The sequence below is a fragment of the Ponticaulis profundi genome, assembly GCF_042659465.1.
Lineage (GTDB): Bacteria > Pseudomonadota > Alphaproteobacteria > Caulobacterales > Hyphomonadaceae > Ponticaulis > Ponticaulis profundi.
The window spans coordinates 1-16,679 of sequence record NZ_JBHSSW010000028.1 but is presented as its reverse complement, the minus strand read 5'-3'; the positions used below and the strand labels follow the sequence as shown (position 1 = coordinate 16,679).

Below are 16,679 nucleotides of genomic sequence, written 5' to 3'. Positions count from 1 at the left end.
AACCTCTTCGACGATACCGTCATCGAAGGCGAAGGGAGCTACAGCCTCATCTGGTCTCGGTCACGTCGCCAGAACGGCGACTGATGCCTCCGACAGCCCCACCCGGCAAGACCGGGTGGGGCTGTCCAGCTTCTGCACGCAAGCCGCGTTAAGCAAATCGAAGCGGGTCGTATATCGTTGCCGGATGATAATGTCCGACAATGCATTCGCCCGGAAGATTCTCTGTCAAACTCAACGCCGAACCAGCGTCGGGACTTAATGCGTGTGCTTCCAGCTCATCCACCAGCTCGCAAAAGAGGTACTCAAGAATAGAGCCCGCGAAATCTTCGAGTGCGTGTGATCGGATCATGACCATTGGTATGTCGCATACGAACATTGTCGGACTACCGATCCCTGTCAGCGCCTTCTTCGTTTCCCGAGAACTCGCTACGCGGATGCCCAAGCAATACAGATACTCGCTCCCATAGGTTAGATAATGCCCGGCACCGCCGGCCCTGCTGAATAGCTCCTCCTCTCGGGCACAGAAATACAATCGTCCCTCGCGGCCACCGGCAGGATCGCGCGCTTTGATTTGATCAATGGCGTTCTGAAGACGCTCTTCTGTCGCATGCTTGAACTGGCCGTTCAAAAAGACTGATCTGGCGCGATCTTCAACTTCGGCGGCGTTCAAGACCTTCAATCCATTCTGATAGAACTGAGCCAGGTCATTTGTTCGGGTGGCGTGGCCTGCCCGAAAAGCCCGGTACTCCTCCCGCAACCTGTCGGCAGTAAGCATCTTGATGTCGGTGATCTCACCCGTGACATCATGGATCAGGTTGTCCAGCCAGGAAAGATCATCCGAGACGACGAATTCAGGCGGATGGCGGACAAATTCAGCCTTCACCTCTTCGGTGATGAAATCGCCAAGCATGTGCCAGATGCGGTCGCGCCACGTTTCAACGAGCGGATAGCAGAACACATCATGTGGCGGCAGCGGGCGTTCAGCGAGGCTCGCGGCTATCCCGCGGTCCTCGTAGCCCGGCAGTATGCTGCCAGGCACCAACCCGGACCGAGGATGTGTACTCATCATATTGATCCCCTCATCAACCTTTGGGTAGCTAGAACAAAACTTCAGCCCTCTTCCCGATCGTCATCCAAAAGCGCCGCCGGCTTGAGGTCGAGCGCTTCGGCCACGTGCCAGAGCGTGATGATAGTCACATTCTGTTGGCCGCGCTCCATCGCGCTTATATGTGCGCGATCGACGCCCATCCTGTCGGCCAAAGCGGCTTGGCTAAGGCCGGCTTTCTCCCGAAAAAACTGTAGATTCGCACCGAAGACTTCCCGAATATCCATCCGCCAGTAAAATGCGGATCGCGTATTTTAGTGCGACGTACTATAATACGCGGAACCGGTGCAGGCCCGCCGCTTCTGTCGCAGCTGGATCTTGAAATTTCAACCGACCGGCGCTTGCGCCGATTATGGTTTCCGGTTCATTGATACTAGCGCCAGACCTAAAGGACGCCGATGCCCGCAAGCCAGTTCTCCATCGCTAACACACCGCCGAATGACGCGACCGTAACTAGCTATGACCGTGACCATTTGAGACTATACATGCGTCTCATCGACGCCAATGATGCTGGCGCAACGCTCGAAGAAGTCGCCTCGGCTCTACTAGGTATCGATGCCACGCAGGAACCGGAACGCGCCCGTCAGGTTCACGATAGCCATCTGTTCCGCGCACGCTGGATGACAGAGCAAGGTTATCGGGACCTTCTAAGGAATGGTCTTCCAACCGCTTAGATCGTACATCGATGCACCAAGTGCATCACGCGATGCCTGTTGTCATTCTATGCAACTCCAGATTTATGGCGAAACATTCCAAACACTATCGCCGCTTCACATTTCGGCGCGTTGTTGGGAGGAAGTCACGATGTCCACCGATTGGCGCAATGACGACGAGTACGATCATTTTGAGGATCTCGGAATCTCGGGACTCGCTTGGGAATGCCTTCGGCGTAACGCCGACTATCGCAAAGAATACGATCTCATGAGGGAGGGAAGCGGAGCTCCGGCTGATTGGGGGCTACGATTTCCCAGCAGATCCCAAACTCAACGCGCTCAGCGCTCCTGTCTTCTGGCTGCCTTCCGCAGCCCCTGCTGCGGTCCACCTGATTGCCTCTCTACCCGACCTCGGATTGGGCAGCGCCATTCTCTCCGAGGCTGTTACGGACAGTAGAACCGGCGTCGATGGATTGTCATGGGTTCGGCTGCATATTGGCGACACTCTTGTCGGCGATACGATCGGAGATCAACCAATCGGCATCCTGCTACCGCTTGATAAACACTGGCCCGTTCGGCTTGCCGCCGCTAACAGGCTGTATCATCAACTTATCGACCATCACGCCGATCCATCCCTAACGCCACAACGGCGAGAGCGCCTGAAACGCGCTCTGCGCACCGTAGATGGTCGCCAAAGCGGCGCAACCTATCGCGCTATCGCTACGGCCTTTTTCGGAGCCGACCGCGTCGCCGCCGAACCGTGGAAAACAAGCTCAATCAAAGCACAAGTTGCGAGGCTTGCTGCCTACGGTCGCATGATGATCGACTATGGTTACAAGCAGCTTCTCAAGGGCAAGGCCCGTTGATTTCTCTCCCGGACGAACACGACTGTTCGATATAAGCGGCCTTCGCTATGTTCGTCGAATGACGCAACCATCGCAGACACTAGCCTCAAACCTTCCCAAGATTGTGGGACGCACGCGTCGATTGCCTTCGCAGTAAAGGGCCGTGTTCGACCAGATTTTTCACAGTGGCGGTGGATATGTCATCGATTTCTCCGACCGAACCATGGCCGAGTGGTTTGAGGAGAATTTCGATATCCAGATTTTCCAACAACGCTTCCAGGTCGAAGGCGCCAGCAAAGCCAAGACACTCCGAGGCTTCGTCGAGGTCGCCGAACCGCGTTTGGTCGCCCAAACTCTCCGAGTGTTGTGGGCGTAACGCTGCGGTCTCGATGCCTATCTGAAGCCCGATCCTGCAACGGAAGAACGCCTGAAAGCATGGCTGGAACAGTTCACGAACGAGTTGGAAAACGCGTCTGCGCTGAACCTCGACGACGTGTTCAAGGACTTCTCACCCGACACCACACTTCCCAAACTGCGTGCGTCCATCGCCGCCGATCTTGTCGCGGAGAATCCGGATGTCGCGTTGGACCGTGTACACACCTATTGCGTCAAACGCTTCCGCAATCTCCTCGCATCACGCAATCAGGCCGTCGATGCAAAGACCCCGCTCGACGCCATATTCGGCGCATACGGCAAGGCGTTGCGTGATGAAGGCGCCGTCAGTGAGTTCGCGCTGCCAACGCTGCGCGTCCAGCACAAACTGTTCGACGGTCTAAACCAGGCGCGCAACAAGCGCTCTTTCGCCCATGACAATGCGCTCCTCGACGTCTCGGAAGCGCAATTCATAATCGACAGCGTCCTCGCATCGCTTGCGTTTATCGAACGCATCGAAGCTTCCCGGCGGGCGCCGGCCACGGACCTGGACGACGAATTCCCGTTCTGATCGAGCCAGACGAAACACCGATACCGCCGATCATTTGGGGTGACGTTTTCTGTCCGCTCTGATCGTCATCCCTCCCGGCGCGCATCTTACGCTTTTCTCATCTCCCACAGTCCCGCGCTTCCCGCAGCGGGAAGACCTAACCGGAGACGCGACCCATGCCCGATCCCAATGCCGGACTTCCGCCACGCTATCTGAGAACGCCCGAAGCGGCCCGCTTTCTTGGCCTGTCGGGCCGAACGCTCGAAAAACACCGGACCTACGGCACGGGACCACGCTACTCGAAGATCGGCGGGCGTGTCGTCTACGCGATCGAGGATTTACAAGCCTGGGTTAGCCGGGGAGAGAAGAACTCGACCTCAGACGACACGGGCGACGAAGTTCTGCCCGCCAAGCGACATGCAGCGATCTCGCCCGCTTATGCAAGGAAAGCCCGCTCATGAGCGGCGGCGCCACTGTCGAGCTCGTCTGGATCGAGAAGCAGATCGAGCACTGGATTCGCTTCGGCCGGATCGTGCGAACAACGATCCTAAGCCGCAGTCGCAGCACCGTCGCTTTCGACCCCGACGCCCTATTCGCCTTCGTTCGCTGGCAGGCGAATGACTTCGGTACGACGGAAAGCCGGATCGACATCCTGCGCGCGCCCAGAGCCGATGAGCCCTATGCGACCGTGCCGCATGTGACTCCCGGTGGCGAAAGTCTGCTGCGCCAGTCCGGCTGGCCCAAGGTCGAACGGGTTCTTCAGTTCGCCGATGCGATCGAAGCGCTCGGCATCGACCCGGCCGACGCCGCGCCGGACTATTGGCGCCACGTTCACAACAGGTTGTCAGCAGGCCTGGAGCCGCGAGGCTACACAGCCGCTCAACATCGCGCCTGGCTCCTGCGCCAAGCCTGTCCGCCCGATCCACTGACATTGCGCGCCGCGTCGGCGGGGAGCGTGTCATGACCCGGTTCGGTTACGTCATGACGACCTATTTCTCAGTGCTCGCGATTGGCGGACTGGCCTTCGTTCATGTCAGCCCTAAGCTGATCTGGAACGCGTCCGCAAGCGCGCCCATCGGGCTATACGCCGTTGCGTCGGACGACGATCTTGCCGTAGGCGATCTGGTCGTCGTCGATCCGCCGAAATCGCTTGCGATCTATCTCGACGAGCGCGGCTATCTGCCCGATGGCGTACCTCTCCTCAAGCACATCGCTGCGCTTCCCGGCCAGAGCATTTGTCGCGACGGTGCCGTCGTCACAGTCGACGACATCAGCGTGGCGCAAGCCCAGCCGAGTGACCGTTTCGGCCGTGCGCTGCCCGTTTGGCAGGGCTGCCACTTCGTCGCTAAGACGGAACTCTTCCTCCTGAATCGAAGCCATCCCGACAGTCTCGACGGTCGCTATTTCGGCGCACTCCCGGCAGACACGGTGATCGGACGCGCCGTCCCGATCCTCACCGATAATGACGGCGACGGCCACTATTTCTGGCGCGCCGATGACGACGCTGACGCTCCTGAAAATTCTTCCGACCGCAAATGAAAGGAACATCCACATGGCTCAGATCGGTCAATTCACCCGCACGGACTCTGGCTTCACCGGACGCCTTCACACGCTCATTCTCTACCGAGAACTCACGCTCGTTCCTGCAACGCCGTCAGATAGCGAAAACGCGCCCGACTATCGCATCCATCACGGCGATGACGACGGGCCGGAGATTGGCGCCGGCTGGAAACGCAACAGCGAGAAAGCCGGCGCATACATCTCTTTGCAGATCGACGACCCGACCCTTGCATCTCCGATCCGCGCCAATCTCTTCAAGACTGACGCGGAAGACGAGCATTGGGCGCTCTATTGGAACCGTCCCGCAAAGCGTGCCGAGAAGCGCGATGAGCGCGGCTAGTTCGTCTCGGCGCTACGCGATTTTCGCGAAGTTCCTCCTCTGCGGTCTGCTCTCCGGCGTGGTTATCTCTCACGCCGTATCAGCAGAAGCCGCGTCGTCCAGGACGGAACAACGCGGCAATCCCTATACAGCTTATATCGACGAAGCTGCGCAGCGCTTCGGCGTCCCGGCGCATTGGATCCTCGCTATCATGCGCAGGGAAAGCGCCGGCGATGCGCGCGCCATCAGCGAAAGAGGCGCGATGGGGCTGATGCAGATCATGCCCGCGACCTGGGCCGAGCTCCGCGCGCGTTACGGACTCGGCTCCGATCCGTTCGAGCCGCGCGACAATATTCTCGCGGGCACCGCTTATCTGCGTGAACTGCATGACCGCTTCGGATCGCCGGGCTTCCTCGCCGCCTACAATGGGGGACCGACACGCTACACCAAGCACCTGGCAACGGGTCGCCCACTACCCCAAGAAACCCGCGATTATGTTGCGGCGCTAGCGCCGCTCATCGGGGCATCAGTTGCAACAGAACGGCACGAACAGAGCGCGCTTCAGACCGTGGACTGGCGCGCGGCGCCGCTGTTCGCCGCACACAATGATGGACTGTCTGTTGCTGACGAAACGCACCCAGGCAGCGGCGCCGATGCTTATCTTCAGCACACATCGGGCGCCTCTGACAGCCTTTTCCTGCGACATGGAACCGGGGATCAGCGATGACCCTGCTGATCGCATTCTTGCGCAGTCCGTCGCGCGATAGCGTACTTCCGGGAGGAAGGACAGAGACGAAAGGCGCAACAACAACGGGAGGGCGAGATAAAAGGCGCGGCACGGATTCGCTCTATGCCGTTGTTGTTTTTGGATATTTCGCCCGCCGCGGTCATGGGCACAGTGCCGCCCCACCGCTCAAGCCACTGTTTTTATGCGGGATTCACCGTGCCGCGCGCTTTCAAGCGGGCGCTTTGTCATGAGCGACCGCGACAATGACATGCGCATCCGGCCTGGCCGCATCCGCAATATGGGGACAAGCGCCCGCAAGGCGCAAAGCTTTGTCGGCCAGGTCATGGGCGCCGCCCGCAAGGCCGGACACACCGGATACAAGCTGGGCGGTTCGAAGGGACGCGGGCGCGGATCGCAATTCGGTCGTGGCCGCTTTGCCGGGGCAGCGCGCGGACTGTCATGCACCCAGCGGCGCGTCGTCATCAAGGCGCGCGTCGTCCGCCATCGAGGCGCACGTTTCCGGTCCGCCCCGCTCGCCAAACACATCGCCTATCTCAAGCGTGAAGGCGTAACCCGTGACGGGCGCGACGCAGGCATGTTCAACGCCGAAGCGGACAGCGTCGATGATCGCGCCTTCGCCGAACGCTGCGAAGAGGACCGGCATCATTTCCGTTTCATCGTCTCACCCGAAGACGCCGGCCACCTTGAAGACCTGCGCGCCTACACGCGCGACCTGATGAACGAGGCCGAGCGCGATCTCGGTACCAAGCTCGACTGGATCGGCGTCGATCACTGGAACACAGACAATCCGCACATCCATGTTCTCGTGCGGGGCCGCGCCGACGACGGCAAGGACCTCGTCATCGCCCGCGACTATATCAGCCCGGGGTTCCGCAGCCGCGCCGAGCAATTGGTCGAACTGGAGCTCGGGCCGCGCACCGAGCGGGAGATTGCATCCGGACTTCAGGCGGAGGTGAAAGCCGAACGCTGGACGGGTCTTGACCGCGCGCTCCGGGGACTCGCCGATGACGGCGCCGGGGTTGCTGATCTGCGTCCCGGCTCCCCGGAACCGCGCGATCCGGAACTGCGCAGACTTCTTATCGGTCGCGCCCAGACGCTGGAACGGCTCGGCCTCGCCGACAGGCTCGCCCCCGCGATCTGGTCCCTGAGACCGGGCGCACAGGAAACGCTGCGCGATCTCGGCGAGCGTGGCGACATCATCAAGACGATGCACCGCGCCATGTCCGGCGGACCAGGACGCGCACAAACGGACTTCGCGATCGAGGACACACCGGCCGCCCCAGTCCTGGGACGGCTTGTCGAGCGCGGATTGCATGACGAGTTGAGCGGCGAGGCCTATGCCGTGATCGACGCGGTGGACGGCCGGGTCCATCATCTGCGCTTCAGCGATCTCGAGGCCACGGGTGACACGTCCGAAGGCGGGATTGTTGAAACGCGGGTCTGGCGCTCGGACAATGGAGGCCATCAGCGTATGGCCCTCGTCGGCCGCTCCGACCTCAATCTCCAAACCCAGATCGGCGCGAACGGCGCGACCTGGCTCGATCGGCTGCAACTCGCCAAGACCCAAGCGCCGCTCAGCATGGCCGGCTTCGGCGCCGAGGTTCGCGGGGCGCTCGACCGGCGCGCCGATCACCTGGTCGCCGAGGGACTTGCGACAAGGAACGGACGACGTGTCACCTTCGCCCGCGATCTTCTGAAGACGTTGCGCAAACAAGAGCTCGACGCAGCGGCCGCGCGTGTCGAATCTGAGACCGGCATGCCTCGCAGAAATTCTACAGTAGGCGATCGCATCTCTGGAACCTATCGCCGGCGTCTCGATCTCGCCTCAGGCCGTTTCGCCATGGTCGATAACGGCCTGGGCTTCGAACTCGTCCCATGGAAACCGCAACTCGAACGCCATCTCGGCCAGACCGTGACGGGAACGATGACGCCCGGCGGTGGGATCGACTGGATCCTTGGCCGCAAGCGTGGGCTTAGCGTTTAAGCAGTACCCCGGAAGGAAAAGACATGCCGATCAAGACGCAACCAACACAGGCCACCAAAATCCTCTGGGGCCAGATCATCATTGTCTCGCTCGTTGTGGTCGGTTTCATCTGGGCCGCAACTCAGTGGACCGCATGGCGGCTCGGCTTTCAGCCTCAGCTCGGCGCGCCGGCGACGGACATTCTCGGATGGCCGATCTATCCGCCCTGGAGCTTCTTCGTCTGGTGGTATTTCTACGACGCCTATGCGCCGCGGGTTTTCGTCGAAGGCGCGATCATTGCCGGCAGTGGCGGGATCGCCGCGACCGGTGTCGCGATTTTCCTCTCCGTCCTCCGGGCTCGCGAGGCGCGCGACGTGACTACCTATGGCTCAGCACGGTGGGCGGAACGGACGGATGTTGAATCCTGCGGGCTGCTCGCTGCAGACGGCGTCGTGCTCGGCCGCTTCGAAAACCACTACCTCCGGCATGACGGCCCGGAGCATGTGCTCTGCTTCGCGCCGACCCGCAGCGGAAAGGGCGTTGGTCTCGTCGTGCCGAGTCTTCTGACCTGGCCGAGTTCAGCGATTGTGCATGACATCAAGGGCGAGAACTGGCAGCTCACGGCCGGATGGCGGGCGCGGTTCACCCGCACTATCCTGTTCGATCCGACCGACGCGAAGAGCGCGGCCTACAATCCACTGCTCGAAGTCCGGCGAGGCGACAGCGAAGTGCGCGACGTCCAGAACGTCGCCGACATCCTCGTCGATCCGGAAGGCCTGCTCGAACGCCGGAACCATTGGGAGAAAACCAGCCATTCGCTGCTCGTCGGCGCTATACTTCACGTCCTCTATGCAGAGGCCGACAAGACGCTCGCCGGCGTCGCCGCTTTTCTCTCTGATCCGGGCCGGCCGATCGAGGCGACGCTTGCGGCGATGATGCACACCCCGCATCTTGGCGACCGGCCGCATCCGGTCGTGGCGCAGGCGGCGCGCGAACTCCTGAACAAGTCGGAGAACGAACGCTCCGGTGTTCTGTCTACGGCGATGAGCTTTCTGGGCCTCTATCGCGATCCCGTCGTCGCCAGGGTCACGAGCCGCTGTGATTGGCGGATCAAGGATCTGGTCTCAGGTGCGCGGCCGACCACGCTCTATTTGGTCGTGCCGCCCTCCGACATCAGCCGCACCAAGCCGCTCGTCCGGCTCGTGCTGAACCAGATCGGGCGCAGGCTGACAGAAGAGTTGAACGCCAACCGCAAGCGTCACCGCCTGTTGCTAATGCTCGACGAATTTCCTGCGCTCGGGCGTCTCGATTTCTTCGAGAGCCAGCTCGCCTTCATGGCGGGCTATGGTCTGAAAGCCTTCCTGATCGCGCAATCCCTCAATCAGGTCGAGAAGGCCTACGGCCAGAACAACGCCATCCTCGACAACTGTCATATCCGGGTGAGCTTCGCGACCAATGACGAGCGCACTGCCAAGCGCGTGTCCGACGCGCTCGGCACGGCGACCGAGATGCGAGCGATGAAGAACTATGCAGGGCACAGATTGTCACCCTGGCTTGGTCATCTCATGGTCTCCCGGCAGGAGACCGCGCGGCCTTTGCTGACGCCTGGCGAGATCATGCAATTGCCACCGGATGATGAAATCGTGCTCGTCTCCGGCGCGCCGCCGATCCAGGGGAAGAAGGCCCGCTACTACGCCGACCCGCAGCTCAAGACACGCATCTTGTCACCGCCGGACCTGATTGCCGGACCTACTGCGTCGCACCGACCGCTTGACGATGATTGGAGCGGCCGGCCGGTGATCGCCGCGCCCAAACCCCGGAAGAAGACGTCCGGCGACACAGGCGAAGACGCCGATGGGGGAATTCGCCGCGAACCTGAATTGCCCGAGCATGAAGATATTGCGCCGGAACCAGCGACGCCCGCACGGGAAGAGTTCGCGGGTCTCGATGATGAGACAGATGATGACGCTCAGCGCACCCGCCAGATGCAGGGCCGATTCCGCAGCATCGCCCGGCAGGCCTCGCTTGATCCCGATGACGGCATCGATCTTTGAGGTCCGCCATGAAGAAAGATCGGCTCAATGTGTATTTCGATCCGGCGTTGTCAGCCGAACTCGACGCGCTGGCGGCACGGCGCAAAGTCTCGAAATCCCAGATCGTGGAAGCGGCGCTGGCCTCCTACCTCTCCCCGGACGCCGCAGATCAGCGCGAGGCAGCCATTACGCGACGCCTCGACCGGCTGACCCGCGCTGTCGAACGGCTCGAACGCGACGTAACCATCGGCAACGAAGCGGTCGCCCTGTTTGTCCGTTTCTGGCTTACAACGACTCCGCCATTGCCCGATGCGATGCGCGAAGCGGCGCAGGCGAAAGGTCGCGAGCGGTATGAAGGTTTTGTGGAGACGCTTGGAAGGCGGTTGGCGAAGGGGAGCGCCTTCGCCAAAGAAGTGTCGCAAGATTTCACACCGAAAGAGTAAGCCTAAAGCCTGCTTCCCAGATATTTTGAACTGAGCTGTTCCGGACGATTCTCGCTTTCTCCTGCCCTTCCACGCCATTGTACTACTACGCCTTCAAGACTGTTGCTGTTGAGCTCTTAACGGTCTTCTTGATCGACCCCGTAATCAAATGCGGGGCCGCCAATGACCGTCCACACATTCAAATCCGAAGCGCTCGCCCGTGGCGCACGCATGCTCAGGACCGCGTTGGGGACGGGCGTCGCCGCATGGCTCGAAGACCCTGCGGTTGTCGAGGTGATGCTCAATCCCGACGGCCGCCTGTGGGTCGACCGGCTGAGCGAGGGCCTCGCCGACACTGGCGTAGAGCTCTCCGCAGCTGACGGCGAGCGCATCGTCCGTTTGGTCGCGCACCATGTCGGCGCCGAGGTCCATGCGGGATCTCCGCGCGTGTCCGCAGAGCTGCCAGGTACGGGGGAGCGCTTCGAGGGACTGTTGCCGCCTATCGTCGCCGCGCCCGTCTTCGCGATCCGCAAGCCCGCCGTCGCGGTCTTCACGCTCGAAGACTATGTCCGTGCCGGGATCATGCCGGATGTCGCTTTGGTGGCATTGCGCGACGCCATCACATCCCGCGCCAATATCCTCGTCGCCGGCGGCACCTCGACCGGCAAGACCACGCTCACCAACGCATTGCTGGCAGAAGTCGCCAAATCCTCCGACCGCGTCGTTCTGATCGAGGATACGCGCGAACTCCAATGCCTGACGCCCAACCTTGTCGCTCTGCGGACCAAGGATGGCGTAGCGTCGCTTTCTGATCTCGTTCGCTCCTCGCTCCGCCTGCGGCCTGATCGAATTCCTATCGGAGAGGTCCGCGGCGCCGAGGCACTCGATCTCCTGAAAGCCTGGGGCACCGGCCATCCCGGCGGCATCGGCACCATTCATGCCGGCTCGGCCGTCGGCGCGTTGCGCCGCCTCGAGCAGCTCATCCAGGAAGCCGTCGTCACCGTGCCCCGCGTGATGATCGCCGAGACGATCGACTTGATCGCCGTCCTCTCTGGACGCGGATCAGCGCGCCGCCTTTCCGAACTCGCTCGCGTCGAGAGCCTCGATACGACAGGGGACTACCAGATCCAACCGCTTCTTCACCCCCACACAGGAGACCATCCATGACCAAAACCACAATGCTCTATCCACGCTGGCCGCTCTACGCGACGGCGTTTGCGCTCAGCCTTCTGCTTGTTGCGCCCGCACACGCAGCAGGATCGGGCATGCCCTGGGAGGCGCCGCTTCAGTCAATCCTGGAATCAATCGAAGGGCCGGTCGCCAAGATCGTAGCGGTGATCGTCATCATCGTCACGGGACTCACGCTCGCCTTCGGCGACTCATCTGGCGGCTTTCGTCGCCTCGTGCAGATCGTCTTCGGCCTCTCCATCGCCTTCGCGGCGTCGAGCTTCTTCCTGTCCTTCTTCTCGTTCGGCGGCGGAGCACTGATCTGATGCGCGAGCTGACCGACATTCCGGGCTTTTACGCGCCCGTCCACCGCGCCCTTGTCGAACCGATCCTGCTCGGCGGCGCGCCCCGCACAGTCGCCATCGCCAACGGCACGCTCGCAGCGGCCGTCGGACTTGGCCTCAGGCTGTGGGTTGTCGGGATCGCACTCTGGCTTGTCGGCCATCTCCTCGCGGTCTGGGCAGCAAAACGCGACGCCCAGATCGTCGATGTCGCGCGCCGGCATCTTCGTTTCCCAACCTGGTTCGGGGTCTGAGCGATGATGCGCCTCGCCGAATATCGCTCAACCGCCTCGCTATTGGCAGATTTTCTTCCGTGGGCGGCGCTCGTCGCGGAGGGCGTCATCCTCAACAAGGATGGCAGTCTGCAACGCACCGCTCGGTTTCGCGGCCCTGACCTCGACTCCGCGACACCGTCAGAGCTCGTCGCCGTGTCCGGCCGGCTCAATAACGCCCTTCGCCGGCTTGGATCGGGCTGGGCGGTGTTCGTGGAAGCGCAACGCTTGCCCGCACGCGATTATCCGTTTTCTGAATTTTCTGATCCGGTCTCCGCCCTCGTCGACGCGGAGCGACGTGCGCAGTTCGAAGATGCATCGAGCCATTTCGAGAGCAGCTACTTCCTCACTTTCGTCTGGATGCCGCCGCCCGATGATACGAGCCGCGCGGGACGATGGCTCTATGAGGACGCGCCTGACGGCGGCCTCAATCCGCAAGAACACATCGCGAGCTTTGCGGCGCGCACGGATCGTCTGCTCGATCTCCTCGACGGCTTTATGCCGGAGGCCGCCTGGCTCTCAGACGAAGAGACGCTGACCTTTCTGCATTCGACAGTGTCGACGCGCCGCCAGCGCGTGCGCGTGCCGGAAACGCCGATGCACCTCGACGCGCTCCTGGCCGATAGCGCGCTTGTCGGCGGATTGGCGCCGAGTTTGGGCGGGGCGCATCTGCGCAGCCTCTCCATCATCGGATTTCCCACCGTCACCTGGCCAGGACTGCTTGATGAGTTCAACAGCCAACCCTTCGAATATCGCTGGGTCACGCGCGCCATCTGCCTCGACAAGACCGACGCCACCAAGCTGCTGACGCGCATTCGCCGGCAATGGTTCGCCAAGCGCAAGTCCATAGCCGCGATCCTGAAAGAGGTGATGACCAACGAGGCGTCGACGCTGCTCGATAGTGACGCGGCGAACAAGGCCGCCGACGCCGATGAGGCATTGCAGGAGCTCGGCGCCGACATGGCGGGCGCCGCCTACATCACTGCTACGCTGACCGTCTGGGATGAGGACGAAGCCGTCGCGGACGCCAAGCTGAAGGCGGCCGAAAAGGTCATTCAGGGTCGTGACTTCACCTGCTTGCCCGAGACCCTGAACGCCATCGAGGCGTGGCTCGGCTCGCTGCCCGGCCATCTCTACGCCAATGTCCGTCAACCGCCAGTCTCCACGCTCAATCTCGTCCACATGATCCCGATCTCGGCGGTCTGGGCAGGACCGGCGCGCAACGATCATCTGGACGGTCCGCCGCTCTTTTACGCGGAGACGGAAGGCTCAACGCCGTTCCGCTTTTCGCCTCATGTCGGCGATGTCGGGCACACGCTTGTCGTCGGTCCTACCGGCTCGGGTAAATCCGTGTTGCTGGCGTTGATGGCGCTGCAATTTCGTCGCTACGGGCGCAGCCAAGTATTCGCCTTCGACTTCGGCGGCTCGATCCGCTGTGCGACCGTCGCCTGTGGCGGCGACTGGCAGGATCTCGCCGGCGCGCTCTCGGATGACGAAGCCGCCGTCCAGCTTCAGCCGCTGCGCAACATCGACGATATCGGCGAACGCGTCTGGGCGCAGGACTGGCTGTCCGGCCTGATCGCGCGCGAAGGCGTCAACATCGATCCGGTTGCACGGGATCATCTCTGGTCGGCGCTGACGTCGCTCGCCTCGGCGCCCGTCGGAGAACGCACGCTCACGGGGCTATCCGTCCTGTTGCAGTCGACCGAACTCAAACAGGCGCTCGCGCCATTCTGTCTTGGCGGCCCCTTCGGGCGGTTGCTCGACGCCGAAACAGAAGAGCTCGGAACGGCGGACTTCCAAGCCTTCGAAACCGAAGGGCTGATTGGATCGGCCGCGGCGCCGGCCGTGCTCGCCTATCTGTTCCACCGGATCGAGGATCGCCTTGACGGACGGCCGAGCCTCATCATCGTCGATGAGGGCTGGCTCGCGCTCGATGACGGGACGTTTGGCGGCCAGCTCCGCGAATGGCTGAAGATTCTAAGGAAGAAGAACGCGTCCGTCCTCTTCGCCACGCAGTCGCTCGCCGACATCGACAACTCCGCGATCGCGCCGGCCATCATCGAGAGCTGCCCCACGCGGATCTTCCTGCCGAACGAACGCGCCTTCGAACCGCAGATCGCCGACATCTACCGCCGCTTCGGCCTCAATGAACGCCAGATCGAGATCGTCGCGCGGGCCATGCCGAAGCGTGACTATTACTGCCAGTCGCGGCGCGGCAATCGGCTTTTCTCGCTCGGTCTCGGCGAGGTCGCGCTCGCCTTCACGGCCGCATCGTCGAAGACCGATCACGCCGCCATCACCGACATTCTCGCCGAACACGGGCGAGACGGTTTCGCCGCAGCCTGGCTCGCACGTCGCGGTCTCGATTGGGCCGTCGAACTGCTCGGCCAAGCACCTGATCCGATCCCATCCCCTCAAACCAAGGAGACTACTCATGCGTAAGAAACTCGCCGCCCTCATGCTGACCGGAGCCATCGCTTTGGCGCCGATGCAACCGGCCTATGCGCTGTTCGGCGTCGGCGACGTCGTCATCGATCCGACCAACCTCGCACAGAACATTCTGACCGCCGCGCGCACCCTCGAAATGATCAACAATCAGATCGCGCAGCTTCAGAACGAGGCGCAGATGTTGATCAACCAGGGACGCAACCTCGCAAACCTGCCGCACTCATCGCTGGCGCGTCTGCGATCGATCATGCAGCAGACGGAAGATCTGTTGGGCGAAGCCCAGCGCGTTGGATACGTCGTCTCCGAAATCGAACGCGTCTTCTCAGAACAATATGGAGACGCCGCAGCAACGGGCGATTTCGCCGCCATGAATGCCAATGCCGAGGCGCGCTGGCGGACCTCGGTTGCTGGCTATGAAGACGCATTGAAGATCCAGGCCGGCGTCGTCGGCAATATTGAAGCGACGCGCACGGAACTGAGCACTCTCGTCTCGCAAAGCCAGGGTGCGGTCGGCGCCTTGCAGGCGGCCCAAGCCGGCAATCAACTTCTCGCATTGCAAAGCCAGCAAATGACGGACCTTACCGCCGCCATCGCGGCGCAGAACCGTGCGGACGCGCTGGACGCGGCTCGGCGCGCCTCCGCTGAGGCACAGGGACGCGAGAACCTCAGCCGTTTCCTCGATTACGGGACCGGCTACACGCCAACCGCCGTCAGCATGTTCCGGTAAGTTCCGTGCGCAGATCTCCCGACCAAATCATCAGGCTCGTCGCTATCGCCCTGGGCGGGCTTGCTGCGCTCTTCGCCGCGGTTGAACTGGCGAACACGGTCGCGCCTGAAACGTCATCGGCTTCGCCCGTGACCGACGATCCGTTACAGGCTGAGCTCGTGCGCTGCCGGTCGGTGACGCCGGAAGAGCTGGAAACCGACACGACCTGCCACGCCGCCTGGGCAGAGCAACGCCGCCGATTTCTCGGGCTTCCCGGCGACAATTCCGAGAAGGAGTAGGATATGGGCGGAGTTGGCGTCATTGACCGCTTCCTGCAGGTCTTCACCTCCTACATCGACAGTGGCTTCGGCCTGCTCGGCGGCGATGTCGCCTTCCTCGCAACGACGCTGATCGTCATCGACGTCACGCTCGCCGCGCTCTTCTGGGCATGGGGCGCCGACGACGACATTCTCGCCCGGCTCGTCAAGAAAACGCTCTTTGTCGGCGTCTTCGCCTACATCATCGGCAACTGGAACGCGCTCGCCCGCATCGTTTTCGAAAGCTTCGCCGGGCTCGGCCTCATCGCTTCGGGCGGCAGCCTTAGCGCCGGCGAGCTGCTTCAGCCCGGCCGCATCGCCGAGATCGGCCTTGATGCAGGCCGTCCGATTCTCGCGTCGATTTCCGATCTGATGGGCTTTGTCTCCTTCTTCGAGAATTTTCTGCAGATTATCATCCTGCTCTTTGCCTGGTTGGTTGTTCTCCTGTCATTCTTCATTCTAGCGATCCAGCTCTTCGTCACGCTGATCGAATTCAAGCTCGCCACGCTGGCCGGATTCATCCTTGTGCCCTTCGGCCTCTTCAACAAGACGGCCTTCATGGCCGAGCGCGTGCTGGGCCTGGTCATCTCGTCCGGCGTCAAGGTGCTGGTGCTCGCCGTGATCGTCGGCATCGGCTCGACCATCTTTGGCGAATTCACCGCCGGGTTCACGGGCGAGCCGACCATCGAAGACGCCATGGCGATCGTTCTGGCCGCGCTTTCGATGCTCGCGCTCGGTATCTTCGGTCCGGGCATCGCCAACGGCATCGTCTCGGGCGGACTGCAACTCGGCGCAGGCGCGGCGGTTGGCGCCGGTCTTGCCGCCGGCGGGCTCGCTGTCGGCGGGGTCGCTGGC

General features: G+C 62.1%; 22 protein-coding genes and 1 pseudogene. 21 read left to right on the top strand and 2 right to left on the bottom strand.

From position 1 onward, the window contains the following. Positions 1-84, top strand: a pseudogene (locus ACFQDM_RS13855) (DUF736 domain-containing protein); the annotation flags it as partial. A gap of 64 nt (positions 85-148) precedes the next feature. On the opposite strand, the gene ACFQDM_RS13850 reads toward ACFQDM_RS13855, so the two are convergent. Further along, the gene (locus ACFQDM_RS13850; RefSeq protein ID WP_377379996.1) at positions 149-1,069 is read right to left on the bottom strand and encodes a hypothetical protein; all 921 of its coding nucleotides are present in this window, start codon (positions 1,067-1,069) and stop codon (positions 149-151) included. Between the two features lie 41 nt (positions 1,070-1,110). After that, positions 1,111-1,332, bottom strand: a complete 222-nt coding sequence (locus tag ACFQDM_RS13845; protein ID WP_377379994.1) for a helix-turn-helix domain-containing protein — start codon at positions 1,330-1,332, stop codon at positions 1,111-1,113. Positions 1,333-1,503: 171 nt separating this feature from the next. On the opposite strand from ACFQDM_RS13845, the gene ACFQDM_RS13840 reads away from it, so the two are divergent. The 20 genes from ACFQDM_RS13840 to trbL all read left to right on the top strand — a co-directional run. Then, entirely contained in the window at positions 1,504-1,779 is a 276-nt protein-coding gene (locus tag ACFQDM_RS13840; RefSeq protein WP_377379992.1) for a DNA -binding domain-containing protein, read from the top strand. Then, on the top strand, positions 1,760-2,215 hold the full coding sequence (locus ACFQDM_RS13835) for a transcriptional regulator domain-containing protein (RefSeq protein ID WP_377379990.1): 456 nt from the start codon (positions 1,760-1,762) through the stop codon (positions 2,213-2,215). The genes ACFQDM_RS13840 and ACFQDM_RS13835 overlap by 20 nt, the downstream gene beginning before the upstream one ends. A gap of 16 nt (positions 2,216-2,231) precedes the next feature. Then, complete coding sequence (locus ACFQDM_RS13830; RefSeq protein WP_377379988.1) at positions 2,232-2,624, top strand: DUF2285 domain-containing protein; 393 nt, start codon at positions 2,232-2,234, stop codon at positions 2,622-2,624. Between the two features lie 142 nt (positions 2,625-2,766). Next, the gene (locus tag ACFQDM_RS13825) at positions 2,767-2,979 is read left to right on the top strand and encodes a hypothetical protein (RefSeq protein ID WP_377379986.1); all 213 of its coding nucleotides are present in this window, start codon (positions 2,767-2,769) and stop codon (positions 2,977-2,979) included. Positions 2,980-3,063: 84 nt separating this feature from the next. Next, positions 3,064-3,546, top strand: a complete 483-nt coding sequence (locus tag ACFQDM_RS13820) for an abortive infection family protein (protein WP_377379984.1) — start codon at positions 3,064-3,066, stop codon at positions 3,544-3,546. Positions 3,547-3,701: 155 nt separating this feature from the next. Next, the gene (locus ACFQDM_RS13815) at positions 3,702-3,986 is read left to right on the top strand and encodes a helix-turn-helix transcriptional regulator (protein ID WP_034766571.1); all 285 of its coding nucleotides are present in this window, start codon (positions 3,702-3,704) and stop codon (positions 3,984-3,986) included. Then, positions 3,983-4,489, top strand: a complete 507-nt coding sequence (locus tag ACFQDM_RS13810) for a DUF2840 domain-containing protein (RefSeq protein ID WP_377379982.1) — start codon at positions 3,983-3,985, stop codon at positions 4,487-4,489. Before ACFQDM_RS13815 ends, ACFQDM_RS13810 begins: the two co-directional genes overlap by 4 nt. Continuing rightward, positions 4,486-5,064, top strand: a complete 579-nt coding sequence (locus ACFQDM_RS13805) for a S26 family signal peptidase (RefSeq protein WP_377379980.1) — start codon at positions 4,486-4,488, stop codon at positions 5,062-5,064. The genes ACFQDM_RS13810 and ACFQDM_RS13805 overlap by 4 nt, the downstream gene beginning before the upstream one ends. Positions 5,065-5,077: 13 nt before the next feature. Further along, positions 5,078-5,425 (top strand): DUF736 domain-containing protein, encoded by a 348-nt coding sequence (locus tag ACFQDM_RS13800; RefSeq protein ID WP_377379978.1) that lies wholly within the window; start codon positions 5,078-5,080, stop codon positions 5,423-5,425. After that, positions 5,412-6,131 (top strand): lytic transglycosylase domain-containing protein, encoded by a 720-nt coding sequence (locus tag ACFQDM_RS13795; RefSeq protein WP_377379976.1) that lies wholly within the window; start codon positions 5,412-5,414, stop codon positions 6,129-6,131. Before ACFQDM_RS13800 ends, ACFQDM_RS13795 begins: the two co-directional genes overlap by 14 nt. A 247-nt stretch (positions 6,132-6,378) precedes the next feature. Continuing rightward, the gene (locus ACFQDM_RS13790) at positions 6,379-8,136 is read left to right on the top strand and encodes a relaxase/mobilization nuclease domain-containing protein (protein ID WP_377379974.1); all 1,758 of its coding nucleotides are present in this window, start codon (positions 6,379-6,381) and stop codon (positions 8,134-8,136) included. A 23-nt stretch (positions 8,137-8,159) separates the two neighbouring features. Then, entirely contained in the window at positions 8,160-10,169 is a 2,010-nt protein-coding gene (locus tag ACFQDM_RS13785) for a conjugal transfer protein TraG (RefSeq protein WP_377379973.1), read from the top strand. A gap of 8 nt (positions 10,170-10,177) precedes the next feature. Next, positions 10,178-10,591, top strand: coding sequence for a ribbon-helix-helix domain-containing protein (locus ACFQDM_RS13780; RefSeq protein WP_377379971.1), 414 nt, complete (start codon positions 10,178-10,180; stop codon positions 10,589-10,591). A gap of 162 nt (positions 10,592-10,753) precedes the next feature. Then, the gene (trbB, locus tag ACFQDM_RS13775) at positions 10,754-11,737 is read left to right on the top strand and encodes a P-type conjugative transfer ATPase TrbB (protein WP_377379969.1); all 984 of its coding nucleotides are present in this window, start codon (positions 10,754-10,756) and stop codon (positions 11,735-11,737) included. After that, entirely contained in the window at positions 11,734-12,063 is a 330-nt protein-coding gene (locus ACFQDM_RS13770; protein ID WP_377379967.1) for a TrbC/VirB2 family protein, read from the top strand. Before trbB ends, ACFQDM_RS13770 begins: the two co-directional genes overlap by 4 nt. Further along, positions 12,063-12,332, top strand: coding sequence for a VirB3 family type IV secretion system protein (locus ACFQDM_RS13765; protein WP_377379965.1), 270 nt, complete (start codon positions 12,063-12,065; stop codon positions 12,330-12,332). The genes ACFQDM_RS13770 and ACFQDM_RS13765 overlap by 1 nt, the downstream gene beginning before the upstream one ends. Before the next feature lie 3 nt (positions 12,333-12,335). After that, complete coding sequence (gene trbE / locus ACFQDM_RS13760; protein ID WP_377379963.1) at positions 12,336-14,795, top strand: conjugal transfer protein TrbE; 2,460 nt, start codon at positions 12,336-12,338, stop codon at positions 14,793-14,795. Further along, on the top strand, positions 14,788-15,528 hold the full coding sequence (trbJ, locus tag ACFQDM_RS13755; protein WP_377379961.1) for a P-type conjugative transfer protein TrbJ: 741 nt from the start codon (positions 14,788-14,790) through the stop codon (positions 15,526-15,528). Before trbE ends, trbJ begins: the two co-directional genes overlap by 8 nt. 5 nt (positions 15,529-15,533) lie before the next feature. Beyond that, on the top strand, positions 15,534-15,806 hold the full coding sequence (gene trbK-alt, locus ACFQDM_RS13750) for a putative entry exclusion protein TrbK-alt (protein ID WP_377379959.1): 273 nt from the start codon (positions 15,534-15,536) through the stop codon (positions 15,804-15,806). 3 nt (positions 15,807-15,809) lie between these two features. Further along, positions 15,810-16,679, top strand: an 870-nt coding sequence (trbL, locus tag ACFQDM_RS13745) for a P-type conjugative transfer protein TrbL (protein WP_377379957.1), incomplete at its 3' end; no start/stop codon positions are given.

Excerpts from the sequence above, each read along its gene's own strand:
- ACFQDM_RS13850 (WP_377379996.1), bottom strand. The coding sequence starts at position 1,069 with ATGATGAGTACACATCCTCGGTCCGGGTTGGTGCCTGGCAGCATACTG.
- ACFQDM_RS13780 (WP_377379971.1), top strand. The coding sequence starts at position 10,178 with ATGAAGAAAGATCGGCTCAATGTGTATTTCGATCCGGCGTTGTCAGCC.
- ACFQDM_RS13810 (WP_377379982.1), top strand. The coding sequence starts at position 3,983 with ATGAGCGGCGGCGCCACTGTCGAGCTCGTCTGGATCGAGAAGCAGATC.
- trbJ (WP_377379961.1), top strand. The coding sequence starts at position 14,788 with ATGCGTAAGAAACTCGCCGCCCTCATGCTGACCGGAGCCATCGCTTTG.
- ACFQDM_RS13765 (WP_377379965.1), top strand. The coding sequence starts at position 12,063 with ATGCGCGAGCTGACCGACATTCCGGGCTTTTACGCGCCCGTCCACCGC.
- ACFQDM_RS13845 (WP_377379994.1), bottom strand. The coding sequence starts at position 1,332 with ATGGATATTCGGGAAGTCTTCGGTGCGAATCTACAGTTTTTTCGGGAG.
- ACFQDM_RS13795 (WP_377379976.1), top strand. The coding sequence starts at position 5,412 with ATGAGCGCGGCTAGTTCGTCTCGGCGCTACGCGATTTTCGCGAAGTTC.
- ACFQDM_RS13840 (WP_377379992.1), top strand. The coding sequence starts at position 1,504 with ATGCCCGCAAGCCAGTTCTCCATCGCTAACACACCGCCGAATGACGCG.
- ACFQDM_RS13805 (WP_377379980.1), top strand. The coding sequence starts at position 4,486 with ATGACCCGGTTCGGTTACGTCATGACGACCTATTTCTCAGTGCTCGCG.
- ACFQDM_RS13800 (WP_377379978.1), top strand. The coding sequence starts at position 5,078 with ATGGCTCAGATCGGTCAATTCACCCGCACGGACTCTGGCTTCACCGGA.
- ACFQDM_RS13770 (WP_377379967.1), top strand. The coding sequence starts at position 11,734 with ATGACCAAAACCACAATGCTCTATCCACGCTGGCCGCTCTACGCGACG.
- ACFQDM_RS13790 (WP_377379974.1), top strand. The coding sequence starts at position 6,379 with ATGAGCGACCGCGACAATGACATGCGCATCCGGCCTGGCCGCATCCGC.
- ACFQDM_RS13835 (WP_377379990.1), top strand. The coding sequence starts at position 1,760 with ATGGTCTTCCAACCGCTTAGATCGTACATCGATGCACCAAGTGCATCA.
- trbE (WP_377379963.1), top strand. The coding sequence starts at position 12,336 with ATGATGCGCCTCGCCGAATATCGCTCAACCGCCTCGCTATTGGCAGAT.
- ACFQDM_RS13785 (WP_377379973.1), top strand. The coding sequence starts at position 8,160 with ATGCCGATCAAGACGCAACCAACACAGGCCACCAAAATCCTCTGGGGC.
- trbB (WP_377379969.1), top strand. The coding sequence starts at position 10,754 with ATGACCGTCCACACATTCAAATCCGAAGCGCTCGCCCGTGGCGCACGC.
- ACFQDM_RS13815 (WP_034766571.1), top strand. The coding sequence starts at position 3,702 with ATGCCCGATCCCAATGCCGGACTTCCGCCACGCTATCTGAGAACGCCC.